General features: G+C 31.5%; 15 protein-coding genes. All 15 read right to left on the bottom strand.

From position 1 onward, the window contains the following. Positions 1-525: 525 nt before the first annotated feature. The gene (locus DW114_RS20360) at positions 526-1,209 is read right to left on the bottom strand and encodes a glycosyltransferase family 2 protein (RefSeq protein WP_117456127.1); all 684 of its coding nucleotides are present in this window, start codon (positions 1,207-1,209) and stop codon (positions 526-528) included. Next, positions 1,188-2,264: a hypothetical protein gene (locus DW114_RS20355; protein WP_117456125.1), complete on the bottom strand. Its 1,077-nt coding sequence runs from the start codon at positions 2,262-2,264 to the stop codon at positions 1,188-1,190. The genes DW114_RS20360 and DW114_RS20355 overlap by 22 nt, the downstream gene beginning before the upstream one ends. Further along, positions 2,261-3,100, bottom strand: coding sequence for a glycosyltransferase (locus tag DW114_RS20350; protein ID WP_117456123.1), 840 nt, complete (start codon positions 3,098-3,100; stop codon positions 2,261-2,263). Before DW114_RS20350 ends, DW114_RS20355 begins: the two co-directional genes overlap by 4 nt. A gap of 1,791 nt (positions 3,101-4,891) precedes the next feature. Further along, on the bottom strand, positions 4,892-5,722 hold the full coding sequence (locus DW114_RS20340) for an NAD-dependent epimerase/dehydratase family protein (RefSeq protein ID WP_117456119.1): 831 nt from the start codon (positions 5,720-5,722) through the stop codon (positions 4,892-4,894). A 175-nt stretch (positions 5,723-5,897) separates the two neighbouring features. Then, positions 5,898-6,500 (bottom strand): dTDP-4-dehydrorhamnose 3,5-epimerase, encoded by a 603-nt coding sequence (gene rfbC, locus DW114_RS20335; RefSeq protein ID WP_117456117.1) that lies wholly within the window; start codon positions 6,498-6,500, stop codon positions 5,898-5,900. A 26-nt stretch (positions 6,501-6,526) separates the two neighbouring features. After that, complete coding sequence (rfbD, locus tag DW114_RS20330; protein ID WP_117456115.1) at positions 6,527-7,429, bottom strand: dTDP-4-dehydrorhamnose reductase; 903 nt, start codon at positions 7,427-7,429, stop codon at positions 6,527-6,529. A 15-nt stretch (positions 7,430-7,444) separates the two neighbouring features. Next, positions 7,445-8,473 carry a dTDP-glucose 4,6-dehydratase gene (gene rfbB / locus DW114_RS20325; RefSeq protein ID WP_199483674.1) on the bottom strand — a complete coding sequence of 343 codons (1,029 nt, stop codon included), beginning with the start codon at positions 8,471-8,473 and terminating at the stop codon, positions 7,445-7,447. 14 nt (positions 8,474-8,487) lie between these two features. Beyond that, on the bottom strand, positions 8,488-9,384 hold the full coding sequence (rfbA, locus tag DW114_RS20320; RefSeq protein ID WP_117456112.1) for a glucose-1-phosphate thymidylyltransferase RfbA: 897 nt from the start codon (positions 9,382-9,384) through the stop codon (positions 8,488-8,490). A 14-nt stretch (positions 9,385-9,398) separates the two neighbouring features. Further along, on the bottom strand, positions 9,399-10,838 hold the full coding sequence (locus DW114_RS20315) for an LCP family protein (protein ID WP_117456110.1): 1,440 nt from the start codon (positions 10,836-10,838) through the stop codon (positions 9,399-9,401). A 9-nt stretch (positions 10,839-10,847) separates the two neighbouring features. Continuing rightward, a complete protein-coding gene (locus DW114_RS20310; protein ID WP_117456108.1) occupies positions 10,848-11,414 on the bottom strand; it encodes a hypothetical protein in 567 nt (188 codons plus the stop codon). 15 nt (positions 11,415-11,429) lie between these two features. Further along, positions 11,430-12,155, bottom strand: coding sequence for a CpsD/CapB family tyrosine-protein kinase (locus tag DW114_RS20305; protein ID WP_117456106.1), 726 nt, complete (start codon positions 12,153-12,155; stop codon positions 11,430-11,432). Between the two features lies 1 nt (position 12,156). After that, positions 12,157-12,948, bottom strand: a complete 792-nt coding sequence (locus DW114_RS20300) for a tyrosine-protein phosphatase (protein WP_117456104.1) — start codon at positions 12,946-12,948, stop codon at positions 12,157-12,159. Positions 12,949-12,951: 3 nt separating this feature from the next. Further along, complete coding sequence (locus tag DW114_RS20295; RefSeq protein WP_117456102.1) at positions 12,952-13,644, bottom strand: YveK family protein; 693 nt, start codon at positions 13,642-13,644, stop codon at positions 12,952-12,954. 116 nt (positions 13,645-13,760) lie between these two features. After that, entirely contained in the window at positions 13,761-14,285 is a 525-nt protein-coding gene (gene loaP / locus DW114_RS20290) for an antiterminator LoaP (protein WP_117456100.1), read from the bottom strand. Positions 14,286-14,289: 4 nt separating this feature from the next. Continuing rightward, a partial coding sequence (locus DW114_RS20285) for a sugar transferase (RefSeq protein ID WP_117456098.1) occupies positions 14,290-14,795 on the bottom strand: 506 nt, incomplete at its 5' end.

The following is a 14,795-nucleotide window of genomic DNA, read 5'->3' as shown; positions in this document are numbered from 1 at the left end:
AGGTACTAGCAATTGGTTTTTTTCTAGTGTCCGTTTTACAGGGTACAGTTTATAATGCTAAAGTAGTTTTTTTTATTTTCCCTTTACGAATCATATTAACGAAGTATACCATTCCCATTAAACAAGTGTACAAATGATAAGGAGCCGAATTCCATACTCCAAAAATTAATTCAATTGGAATAAAATATATAAAAGCTAAAGTACAATATATGTAAAATTTAATAGATTTACTTTCCATATTTTACCTTTCTATATAGAGCCCATGCGTTAAAAAATAATCTTGGATTGATAAATAAAAGTACTGCTGCAATTTTATCTCTATATGGCACACATTTATTGGTTAATATAAAATGAAAATTATCAAGAATATATTTAGTAATCTCCAATCTAATATCTTTTGTAGTGTTGTCGTAATAAGTCAGTTGCCTTAAGATATTAAATCTTGAGTAAATTCTTCGACGTAATATTGGATCTTTTAAAGTTGGATAATGAATACAGAGATAATCACACATTTCATCTGTTAATTCAATCATGTCCATTTTTTTTTATATTAAAATCACTTCTCATTTGCGAATTAGAACGCATCACATAATAGCAATAAGCTCCGTTTCCATAAGCAATATCCGTTTTGCAGTTATCTATCATCTTGTATGTTGTACCATTATCTTCAAATAATTTTCCTTTTGGAAATCTAACATTTTTTAATAAGCCGCTCCTAAATAACTTAAAACATGGAGAAACTGTAATACCATCTTCCACTAGCATTCTTCTAATAAATTCTGTTTTAGAAATACATTCTTCACTTTTTTTTCCTTGTATTTTAAATAATATCGAATTATTTTCATCTGAGATGTTGTATGCACAAGCTGAAATTTGCGTATTATACTTTATTAAAATATTGTAAAGATACTCTATATAATTTTTTTCAACGTAATCATCAGAATCAAAAAAAGTAATTAAATCCCCAGAAGCGTTATCTATTCCAACATTCCTTGCATCAGAAGGACCACCGTTTTCTTTATGTATTACTACGATCCTCGAATCTTTATTTTGAAACTGATCACATAATTTAGCTGTTTCATCTGTTGAACCATCATCAACAAGGATTATTTCTATATTTGAATACGTTTGCTCAATAAAACAATTTACGCACCTACTAATAAATTTTTCTGTATTGTAAGCAGGAATTATGATTGATATTTTTTCCATTTTATGCCTCCTTTTTTAATTTCAATTACTTTTTTGATCAGTCTACCAATAAAAATTGGACACATAATTCCAAATAAAAAATAATATACTACCAATAAAAAGTTATCAGCTTTTGGTGTTAAGCCAGAAGGTGAAACACCAACTATAATGGCTCCTAGTTTAAACGAAAAAAATTGAAGAGCCATTATTTCAAAAGAGAACTTACCAATATCTGAAAAAAGTTTATTTATTAGATTAATCTTTTCTAATTTCTTTGCAATAAAGAAAACAACGTACATACCAACAAATGCTGAAACAATAAGATATAGCGGATTATTAAAGACATTTAAATTCATTTCTATACTTCCAAATAAAGGTAAAAGTAATAAAATGCACAAACAAATAAAAAACATATTTAAATTAACGAATTGTACTTTTAAGTAGCTGTATATAAACTGGCAAAAATCTATCAAAAAAATAGCTGTTAACGTATTATTAAATCTCGGAATTGTAAAACCAATAATGTCTGTTAGCACCCACGAAATAAGCATACACATAGTACATAGTATTAATCTTATCAGCCGCTTATATTTTTCATTTGGCACTAATTTTCCGCAAATATAATTGATTATCGCTATACCTACAAGAGCCATAAATAAAACGTTAGCATACCATAAAGGTCCTATAATTACTTCTCTGTTAGCAAGAAATATTGTCGCAAATATTTGTTTAATATAGTCCGAAAGTAAATAAAACTTCATATTTTTACCACTATATACAATATCAGTGGAATAAAAACTAACTTTTATAAAAGCATTATGTAAAGCTACTGCTAACAATCCAGTAAAAATAATTTTTGAATATAGTTTGCGAAATTTATTATTTATAAAAATCTTTGTATCAAACAGTGATTTTTCACTGAGCGTAAGTCCTGCAATACAAAAAAACACCACTACTTTAAACAAACCAGTAAAATTTGCAAAGTACACGTTAAAATCATAGTCAATATGTAGCAAAACAATTATAAAAGTTAAAATGCCTTTGCTAATATCAATCCATTGCATTCTTTTCTTCATTTGTAAGCCTTCATTCCTAGAACTCTTGCCAACATATTTGGAATAAATTCTAATGCAGCTTTAACATTCCTGTCTTGGATAATTCTCTTTAAAATATATTTTGCCATCCCTGCTCCAGCACTATTTGTGCCATATGAGTTCATGTATGGTTCAGCTCTATAAAAATCACCAGTATCATGATAGCGTTTATAAAGAGTCTTGAAATTAAAATCATGAGAATGAATTACTTCTGAATCAGCACAATACTTTATTCGATAACCATTCATAATTAGCTTATGTGCAATATACTGATCTTCATTTGAAGTAAAACGTTTCCCGTCATAATAATTTAAAGACTCAAACACTTTTCTATCAATTGCCGAACTAGCATCTGAAAAGAAAAATGTATTTAAACCAAGTTTATGAATATCTTTTTTTGTTTTAATAAAAGAATGACTACCATAGTTCTTTTCTCTTGTATATTTTTCTATATTATCTTTAGATGATATTTGCCTAGAATAGGCGGCTTCACAATTGCCGTTAATAATATCTTTTGTTAAATTGAATAACCAATCTTTTCGTTTTATAATAATATCTTGAGATATAAATACAATAATATCTCCATTACATTTCTTAGCCATCATTTCTCTAGTAGCTGAATGAGAAAAATCACTGGGTTCAACTAATGTATAATTACAGCCATTCTTTTGAAGAATCTCTTGCGTATTATCGTTGCTACGAGTCAATGCATAATTAATTGAATTAATGTTTACATTCTCCTGCATTAATAATGAAACATGTAATTTTTTTATATAAGCTTGAGCATTATATAAGGGACAAATAATATCTATATTCAAACTAATCTACCTCCATTTACACAAGAGCGTTGACGAAAACCAAAAAGGCCAATGACCAAGCTCTTTTTCTACTTTCTTTTCTTCATCTTCCCCCCTATTCCGATGTGAAAAAGTCAAGCTTTTTCACATCGGCGCAGCCCATTTCACTCGCTTGTGGTTAAGGTGAAAAGGGGCGTATCTTATGCTCAAATTTATCACCTTAACATCTCCATTTTGATTTTTTCTCTCTTGATGATTCACAAAAGCAACATCTTTTGAATCCTCTCTTTGCTTCTGCTTAACTTAAACTTCATTTTCTTCGCATCAATCTTATTTCTGACTTGTTATTTTCTATCTATTCTTCTACTAGTAGGCCAGCCAATGATCATGCAATCTACATGCGTTCTTTTTTTCTCATAATGAAAATATTCACCTTTCTTCTCTTTCTAAATCTAAGCTTAAAAAAAGTCAAAAGTCAGCAAATTTCATTCATTAGACACCGCCTCTCTCATCGATTTCTATTCTGCTAACTTGTATTGTAATCAAAATCGTTATTCCTTCATCCTTTAATCAATTTTTAACTCTATTGCTCTTATTCCTTCCATTGATGTTGGACTTATTGATCTCTTTAATCTCATCTTATCTGCTAATGGTTCTGCTGTTCATATTCATGCTAATCCTTATGGCCACAAAATCATTGATGATTCTGATGTTCTTCTTACTTATCGCTTTTTTATCCAGAAGCTATATGTTGGAATAGTGATCTTGCTTCTTATTATTTGGCTTTACTTTCTACAACATTAGTTATCACAATCCCAACCTCGGCATCACCCTGCTTTGCTTCGTTTCTATAGAAAAAGCTTCTAGACATGACGCGTTAAATACCATATCTGCTACTGCTCAATTTCTTGCTATGAATTCTATACTTCATCCTCGTTATATGTGTCTTGATTCTGCTAGTAACAACTATGTTACACATAACTTCTTTCTCAGTCTAAACATTACTCCTATCATCGATATCAACTGTCGAAGATAGGATAAAAAATCCTTTTTGCTTCTTTCCATAATTTTAATTCAGATGGTATTCCTGTTTGTTTAAATAACATGTCTATGATTTATGATGGTTATGAAGAAAAGAAACATAGAAATAAGTTTCGTTGTCCTTTGGCTAGAGGTAAGATTTCTTCTTGTTCTCATAAAGCTGATTGCTGCCCTAACAATGATTATGGCAAAATAAGATACATTAAAGAAGCTGATGATAATAAAATATTTGGTCCTGTTCCTTATAAATCTGATAAATGGAAACTCATCTAAAAGGACTGCACCTGCACTGAACGAATCAATAATCGCATTCTTAATGATTATCATCTTCATTCTATGAAGATTCTTAATCGTGGTAAATTTTTATTTTTTACCGTCTTTGCTACTATCAATTTTCATCTGGACACATAAATAAAATTTTTCAATCATTTTATTCATCATTTTTAGTGCGCTTTTTTTATTTTATCCTTCTTGCTCATTTGTGAAATTATCACAACCTTTCATTATGTTTTTTCGTCTATATTCAACAATTATATTTTTAGATTATCAAGTCTTGTAATCAATTTACTATTTTCATATACTATCAAATAGTCAAGCATAATAAATTAATGATACCAAACATTCATGATTACCCAACAAAAAAAACTTAGGAAACTTGAAATATTCTTCATCATATTTACTAGATCTAAGCCACAAAAATAATAGTAAAGAATAACTTATAAAATGAAATGCAGCAATATTGGGCCCATTACTTTTAAATAACTTCATTAATTATTTTTTATTATTTAATACTTTTTCAATTTTAGTACTATCTCCCCATATAGCTTTGGAATCGTATGGTCTATCAGGAAAAGCACCATATTGTAATTTTATGTTATAGTTATTTTCTTTAATAAATCTTTCCACCCTATCAGCAAGTTTTTCTGGTCTTCCAGAACAAATATTGAAAATTCCTTGTTCTTGTTTTTGACAGACAACAGCAGCAACTTGTTTGCAAAAATCAGGATAATCAATAAAATCATATTGATTTTGTCCAAGAGTAAATGGAAATTCTGTCTTTCCATCTTTTACTGCTGAGGTGATCTTTGAAAAAATAGATGAACCATACTCAGAATTCCCGACAATGTAATACCCTCTTAGCCATTGAAATATTGTAGTATTTTGCTTACACAACATTTGTGTTAAATCTCTTAAAGCATTTTTACCAATACCATATGGAGTTGTTGGACGACAAGGTGTATTCTCATTAATACTTCCCTCAAAGAAGCCAATTTCATGCATACTTCCCATAACTGCAATTTGCTTGCAACCAGATTCAACCATTCTCTTTATAAAGATAAAATGATTAGGTAAATCATTAATATGTGCGTTTGAATAATGAACAAATCCATCTCTCCACGCTAAATGAAGAAGGATATCTGGTTGCTCAAAATAATCATAAGGATTTTCTACTTCAAAAATATTACCTGCAATTATTTTTGCTCTCTTGTCAATGCTATCAACTCTAAAATCATTAGCTATTACTTCGATTCCAGCATCAAGAATAGTTTTTACAATTCCATGACCTAAATACCCATTTGCTCCAGTTACTAAAATTTTCATTTCTTTTTCTCTCTTTCCTAGTCCTTTTTAATCTATTTAATATCTAAAAAATATATTTCACAGTTCGGTTGTTAATAGCTTATACACTATAACGATTTTTAATCCATCTTCTCTTGATGGCATTCTTTTTTTGTCCTAACATTGCTATTCATAATTTTCTTTCATAATCTATTTATCAAAAATGGAAGGTATCCTTTAAACCCATCCATTTTTCATCTTTCTCACTCAAATTTAATTTTGTACCATCTTCTAAATGATACCCTGCACTGCTTGCTGTTCCTTGATACTCCCCTACTAGCTGGGGCCATTTGATTCCAATTTCCGGATCATTCCATGCTAATCCACATTCATCTCCTGGGTGATAAAAATCCGTCACTTTATAACAAAACTCTGCAGCATCGCTTAATACTAAAAATCCATGTGCAAATCCTTCTGAAATATAGAATTGCTTTTTATTTTCTTCTGTCAACTCAACACCATACCATTGACCATAAGTCTTGCTTCCTTTTCGTAAATCAACTGCTACATCAAAAACATTTCCTTTGATTACTCTTACTAGTTTTCCCTGTGGATACTGTTTCTGAAAATGAAGTCCTCTTAGCACTCCTTTTGTTGACATGCTTTGATTATCTTGAACAAAATTCATATTTAATCCAGCTTCTCTCATATCATTCTGATTATATGTTTCCATAAAATATCCTCGATGATCTCCATGAATAGCTGGCTCTATGATAAATAGTCCTTCAATTGGACATTTACTTACTTTTATCTGTCCCATCTTTTCCCTCTTTTCTAATATTTGATTTATTTTAAATATCTGCTTAATGCATCCTGCCATGTTGGCAATGGAGTAAATCCATTTTCTACTAATTTAGATTTATCTAATCTGCTATTAAATGGCCTTTTAGCTTTAGATAGACCATATTCTTCTGTAGTAACTGGAATAACCTTTGTGGTATATCCAGCTTGTTTGTATATCTCACATGTGAAATCATACCAACTGATATAGCCACCTTCATTTGTTGCATGATAATATCCATATTTATTTGTTTCGATCATATCTACCAATAAGCGAGCTAAATCATATGTATAAGTTGGTGTCCCAATTTGATCATTTACTACTTTAACAGTGTCATGTGTCTTTCCTACATTTAACATTGTCTTGATAAAGTTCTTACCATTAACACCAAATACCCATGCAATTCTTACAATAAAGTATTTTTCTAATAAACTTGACACAGCTAATTCACCTGCAAGCTTTGTTTCTCCATAAACGTTTAATGGCTTATAATCTTTACAATCTGGTTTCCATGGTTCAGTTCCCTGTCCATCAAATACATAATCTGTACTCAGATAGACCATCTTACAATCTAATTCTTTACATGCTTCTGCAATATACTTTGTTCCATCTGCATTCACTGCTCTGACTTTTTCAATCTTGTCATCATCTTCTGCCATATCCACCGCTGTCCATGCTGCACAATGAATCACTGCATCTGGTTTGATTTCATTTAATAACTCATCTACTCTTTTTTTATCTGTAATATCTAATGAATAATAAGGTTGTGTTGCTGCCGCAGAATCATCTTGAATCCCATTATAAAAAGAGGCGATATCTGAACCAATACCTTCGTGCCCCTTTTTTGCAAGCTCATTCATGACATCATAGCCTAGCTGACCAGCAACTCCTGTAACTAGTACTTTCATCTTATTTACACCTATCTAGCGGTTTCCATACATTTCTTCATAGTAGTTCTGATAATCTCCTGAGATGATTTCTTCCCACCATTCGCGATTATTCAAATACCAATCGATCGTCTTTTTGATTCCATCTTCAAACTTTGTTTCTGGAAGCCATCCTAATTCATTATGGATCTTTTCTGGATCTATAGCGTAACGCATGTCATGTCCCTTACGATCTGTCACATAAGTAATCAGACTTTCTGGTTTATCTAATGCTTTACATATGATCTTTACGATATCGATATTTTTCATTTCATTATGACCACCAACGTTGTAGACTTCTCCTACTCTGCCTTTATGGATGATCAAATCAATAGCACTACAATGATCTTCCACATATAACCAGTCACGTACGTTTAATCCTTCTCCATATACAGGTAGTGGTTTATCATTCAACGCATTTGCTATCATCAACGGAATCAGTTTTTCTGGAAAATGGTAAGGACCATAATTGTTAGAACATCTAGAAATAGATACTGGTAAACCATAAGTTCTGTAATAAGCCAACACTAGCAAATCAGCTGCTGCTTTTGATGAACTATAAGGACTGCTTGTATGTATTGGTGTTTCTTCTGTAAAGAAAAGATCTGGTCGATCTAATGGAAGATCTCCATATACCTCATCAGTAGAAACTTGATGATAACGTTCTATTCCAAACGCTCTACAAGCATCCATCAATGTAGCTGTTCCCATGATATTTGTTTGTAAAAAGATACCTGGATCTTCAATAGAACGGTCTACATGTGATTCAGCTGCAAAGTTCACAATGATATCTGGATGTTCTTCTTCAAATAATTGATAAACAGCTTCTCTGTCACAGATATCAGCTTTTACAAATCTAAAATTAGGATTGTCCATAACAGGTTTTAGTGTTGATAGATTTCCTGCATAAGTCAATTTATCGAGGCAAATGATTCTATAATCAGCATACTTTTTCAATATATAAAAAATAAAATTACTACCAATAAAACCAGCTCCACCAGTTACAATAATCGTTTTACTCATCATTTCATCCTTCTTTCTTAACGTAATGCATCAAGATATTTTCCATCTAAAACATCTTTTAAATATTTTCCATATTCATTCTTTTTCAAAACTTCATAAGATCTCATCACATCTTCTTTACTGATCCAGCAATTTAAAAAGGCGATTTCTTCCAAACATGCGATCTTACGATGCTGATGGTTTTCAATCGTCTGTACGAAATTAGTAGCTTCTACTAGACTTTCATGTGTCCCAGTATCAAGCCAAGTAAAACCCTGTCCAAGTAGTTCAACATTTAATTTATTATTTTCAAGATAAATTCTGTTAAGATCTGTAATTTCTAATTCTCCACGTGGAGATGGTTGAAGATTTTTTGCATATTCTACAACTTTATTATCATAAAAATACAATCCCGTGATACAGTAATTACTTTTGGGTTTCTTTGGCTTTTCTTCTACTGAAATCGCTTTTCCTTTATCATCAAATTCAACAATTCCAAAACGTTCTGGATCATCTACATAATATCCAAATACAGTAGCACCTCTACCACTTTCTGCATTTTCTACAGCAGCAGTTAAACGTTTTTTCAATCCATGTCCAGCAAAAATATTATCTCCAAGAATCATTGTGACTGTATCTTTACCTATAAATTCTTCTCCAATGATAAAAGCCTGCGCTAATCCATCTGGTGATGGCTGTACAGCGTAATTTAAATGAATACCAAATTGATTTCCATCGCCTAATAATTCTTCGAATCTTGGTGTATCTTGTGGAGTTGAAATAATCAGTATATCTCTAATGCCTGCACTCATCAATATTGATAATGGATAATAGATCATCGGTTTATCGTAAATAGGAAGCAGCTGTTTAGATGTCACCATAGTTAATGGATATAATCTTGTTCCTGAACCTCCTGCTAATATAATCCCTTTCATTTCTTCACCTCATTTTATTTGATAATTTCATTTATAAATACTTTTGCAGAACTGATAGTATCTGTATCTGGTCGCATAACATAAAGTGGCGTGCTTCCATATGAATATGTTGGTACCATATCTCCTGTACCATCTAACAAAGTCGTTTGAACATCCCATTTTGTCATATCATTGATCTGCATCTGAATCAACGCAGTTATTTCATCTGTTTTCATATTGGTTTGAAACATGCCTTGAACTGCATTTAATATTGATTCATAATTCTTGATTATATTAGTTGTTGTCATCTTGTTAATCATTGCACGAATCACTTCCTGCTGATTCTCTCCTCGATGACGATCCCCTGCTTCATAGCTATATCTTTCTCTTGCGAATGCTAAGGCACATTTTCCATCAAGATGTTGCTTTCCCTCTTTAATATGACATTCATGGTCTGTCCAAGCAATAAAGTCTTTATCAGAATCTATTTCAATACCACCTAAAGCGTCTACCATTGTTTTAACTGTATCAAAGTTGATTCTTATATTGTAGTTGATATCCACTCCTAAGATGTTTTCTATTGTTGCTTGACTTACTTCAATACCATACAATCCTGCGTGTGTTAACTTATCCATGGCTCCAGATTCACAAACACCATCATGACATTGTAAAGGGACATAATAATCTCGTGGTATAAATACCAATCCAATCTTTTTCTTAACTGGATTCACTGCCATTAACATGTTCACATCACTTCGACTTGTTGTTGTAATAGGCCCTGATGTATCAATTCCAGAAATATAAGCAATAAAGCTTTCTTTTGTCACAGATGCTGATTTTAGGTTTTCTATCGTTTTCTTTTTATCTAATGTATAAATGACTTTTGTTTCTGATTCAAACTTTTTATCAATCAAATTAAAGCTATCACGAAAACCTTCATTCATGATGATGGCATCTGTTTTATCATTTAATAAATCTTGAAGCATTTCTTCTCCACTTTCATATTCCGTTTTTGAAACTTGATTTGAGAATTGCTCATTTAAACGATTTAACATAAAATCAGTATTTTCGCGATCAATGTTTTTCATGATACCAAACTGTTTTCCATCTAAATCTTCAATTTTCTGAAATGTATTGTCTTTCTTTACTAAGACAGAAACCGTCGTTGTTTGTATGTTTCCATTTGATATCTTATCAATCGTTTCTTGTGCTTTATTGATAACTTTCACATTTACAAATACCATTAATACACTTAAAACAATCGCTAATACTTTACTGCCCATCTTCACCGCTTTATTTGTTTTGCTAGACAATTGCATAAATATTACTAATCCTAATAGAACAGCTAATATCAAAATAACGATTGCTAAATACTTCAACGGCAATAATTTGTAAACACTATATGTTAAAATAAGACTTACAATTAACTGTATGATCCAGAAAACATGCTTTCCTATCTTCTTTATATTTTCCATGTAAGCCTCCTATTTCTTATCATCCTTGATCCAAGAATCTCTTACCTCTTTCACAATCTTATAATATGTAGATCGTTTCATTCCTAATTGTGCTCTATAAGCATCATGACTTAATTCTTTTCGCATGATCCTTTTAATATTTTCTTCAAAATCATCTGGTACTTTTATCCTTGGTCTGCCAAAACGACCTTCACCTTTATATTTTTTTTCCAGTGCCTTATCAATGCCTTCTCTTTGTAGCTTCCTTACTCTGTTTCTTCTACTTACTTCAATAAAATCCATAAGCTGAAGCATAACATCTACATCTAAATCCTCATCATCAATCGTAAGTAATTGTGCGTGAATATCTTTTAATGTTTGTAACTTATCTTTCAGACTTACTTCTTCTGATGAGATACAATCAATAGAAGGAACCAATAACTTATCATCGTTCTTTAACTTTTTAATAAGATCATTCCATTTGATATCATCATTCTCTGTATCATCGATATAGATTTGATTTTTCTTTAGATTCAATGAATTTAAAACTGTTTCCTTATCATTTTTATTCGGCAAATATGCATAAAAATATTCCATTTCTATACACCTTCCTTAAGACTCGCTATTATAGTAATAACCATAATAGTGTTTTGCTTCTGCTTCTACTTTCGTAAGTACAGTTCCTAAGATATTGGCACCATTTCTTTGAAGTTGTGTGATAGCTGCTTTCGCATCATTCTTGTTCGTTTCTTTCGCAGAAACAACATAAATCGTTCCATCAGTTACGGTACTAACCGGAATAGCATCTGCTACTGCGTCAACTGGTGGACAATCGATCACGATGAAATCAAATCTTGTTCTTAGTTTTTCAATTAAATGCTTGAATTTCTCACTTGATAAAAGTTCCAATGGATTAGGTACTTTCATTCCACTTGTTAGTAGATATAGTTTTCCATCACTTGTGTTATCCTTGAACTTCTGAAAATATGTATCGTCATTTACATCAAAACTATCAAAGTTCTTCATTAGATTACTTAATCCTACTTTATTTGAAACATTGAATATCTTATGTTGTACTGGTTTTCTTAAATCACAATCCATTAACAAAACATTGTGATATTTTGCAATACTGACTGTCGCTAAATTTGATGCTACAGAGCTTTTTCCTTCCGCTGGATTCGTACTTGTTAGATTCACAACTTGAATATCTCCCTCAAATTGGGAATATTCTATATTCGTCCTTAACTGTCGATATACTTCTGAAAAATCAAACTGCGATTGTTTGACTGTTTTCTTCTTTCTCTTATCATGTCGCTTTGGCGCAAGTTTTCTTTCCATCCTATCTTCCTTTCTTTCTTAATCTATCGAAGATAGATCTTTTCTTTATGACTTCCATTTCTTCTAAGGTTTCATTTTGAATAATATGTGCTGGATTTTCTTGTAATAAAAGGATTGCATTTTCTTTTCCATATTCTTTTTCAATTAACGAATAAATATCAGAGAGTTTCGCAATACGATGACCTTCACTTCTGTGTGTATCACTCGCTATCACATGAACCATTCCTTCTTTTAACAACTTCTCTGCATTCTTTCTACAAATATCTCCATGTGTTCCTAATAGACTTGTTCGATTAACTTGTATATAACATCCTAATTCAATCCAAGACTGTACTCTGTCTAAATCAATGCCTTTAGGAAAATAACGCTCTACATGTGCAATGATTGGTCGATATCCTCTAACTTTTAATTCATATAGATAATCTTCTGCATAATCGTTATGGTTCATGTTTCTTCTAACATCAAATTCCACTAATAGATATTTAGAACTCGCTAATGTATTAAATGCTTTACTATCGATCATATCTAAATACTCATGGTTCAGAAATACTTCTGAACCACTATATATTTCTACTCCATATGTTTTCGCCAATTCTTTTAGCTCTTCTATTCGATCATTGATGATATCTATATTGGATACATCATGTGTTCCTGGCACAAAATGTGGTGTAGATATGATTGATGTTATACCATCTTTCTTCGCCTGTTGTAATGCAATGATGGCATCTTCTTTTGAAGGCATTCCATCATCGATCTCCCATGCAATGTGATTGTGTATATCAATAAATCCCATACCTTAATCCTCAAACCAAGGAATTTCTCCTAATACTGGTACACCTAAGAAGCTTTCTGCTTCTGCTTTATTTTTCAAACGCTTATCAAATAGATATTGTAAGAATACATATCCACATGAAAGTAATAGACCAGCCATTGCACCAATTGCTGTATTCATCTTCTTGCTAGGTGATACAGGTACATCATTGACTTTTGGTTGATCAGATATCGTCATATTTTTGATATCCAGTTTTTCCTGCATTTCCTTAAAGAAGATATCTACTGTTTTGCTTACAATTGCCTGTGATTTCTTAGGATCATCGGTTGTTGCTTTTACATCTATAATTTCTGTTTCATTAACATTTGTAATAGATAGTGAATTTTTCACTTCTTCTACATTCTCAATATTCAATTCATCCGCAACCTTTGATAGAATTGTTTCACCCTGCATCAAAGACATATAGTTATTGACCATCTTTGAATTACTATTCAATGCTGTACTATCAACAACGCCTTGTTCTGTAACTTTTGGTACTAGATAGATCCTTGCTGTACTTGCATATTTCTTCGTCATAAAGAAATTCGTCATAAGAAACGCAATGACTGCACCCAATACTGTACAGATTACAATCATCTTTATATTCTTCTTTAAAAGCTTCATTAAAGCACTAATATCAATTTCTATTTCATCATTTGTTTTATTTATTTCTTCCATACATTACTCCTAACTTGTAAAAAGGGCACACTTCTCCCTTCCCCCACATACAGTGTTGAACGGTTAAAGTATGTCCCTGCATATTCCATAATGTGCCCCTGGCAACTTTTACTTCTTTATTCAGTTCGTTTTATGATTTCTAGTGGTATCGTTACATCTATCTTCTTATGTAACATCTCTACCTCTAATACTGCTTTTCGCTTATGGCGGTCTATCTTACTGATATGACTTTCATAACCTTTCAATGGTCCTTCTGTAATGATCACATGGTCATTTTCTATAAATCCTACAGATTTCTTTAATGTATGTTTTTCATCCAACAGACCTTTTAAATACTTCTTTTCTTCTTCATATAATGCTGGTATCTCATCTTTATAATTTAATTCTTTTACAATGCCTGTTTTTCTTGTTTTGAGTTCTCTTAGCTTCGTTTGAAAGTCTTGATGTTTTTGATTGCTCTCCACAAAGATATAACTTGGAAATAATGGTTTCTCTATGATGTGGTCTACACTGTTCTTTCGTCTGACTAACTCTATCTTAGGATAAAAGGCATACCAGTTATCTTCTTGATTCAAGAAGTCACATAGCTGTTGTTCCTTACCACCCATCACAAACAATACATACCAGTTTATTTCAGACATTCTTTTATTTAGCCCCTTCTTTACGAATTACTGCACCTATTGTTTGAAATATGATTTTAATATCTAACCAAATAGAACAATGATCTACATAATATAATTCCATTGCGACTCTTTCTTCATAAGTCGTATTACTACGTCCATTTGCTTGCCAATAACCGGTTAATCCTGGTGTTACACTTAATAGTTTATCAACTTGATCTCCAAATTTTTCTAGTTCTTTTTGAACAACTGGTCTTGGTCCAACAACACTCATATTCCCTATAATAATATTTAATAATTGTGGCAACTCATCCAGACTTGTTTTTCTAAGAATTTTCCCTATTTTGGTTATTCTTGGATCATTTTCTAATTTGAAATTTTCTTCATACTCTTTTTTCTGTTCAGGAGTTAATGTTTTCAGCAATTCTTCAGCATTGGTTACCATTGTACGAAATTTATAAGTTGGCAATGGTTTTCTATTTTTTCCTACACGCATATGTTTAAAGAATACTGGCCCTTTTGAGTCTACCT

The sequence above is a fragment of the Absiella sp. AM09-50 genome (assembly GCF_003433845.1).
GTDB classification, from domain to species: domain Bacteria; phylum Bacillota_I; class Bacilli_A; order Erysipelotrichales; family Erysipelotrichaceae; genus Hoskinsella; species Hoskinsella hominis.
Note: the sequence above shows the minus strand (reverse complement) of the source record. Positions and strands in the feature narration are given on the sequence as shown.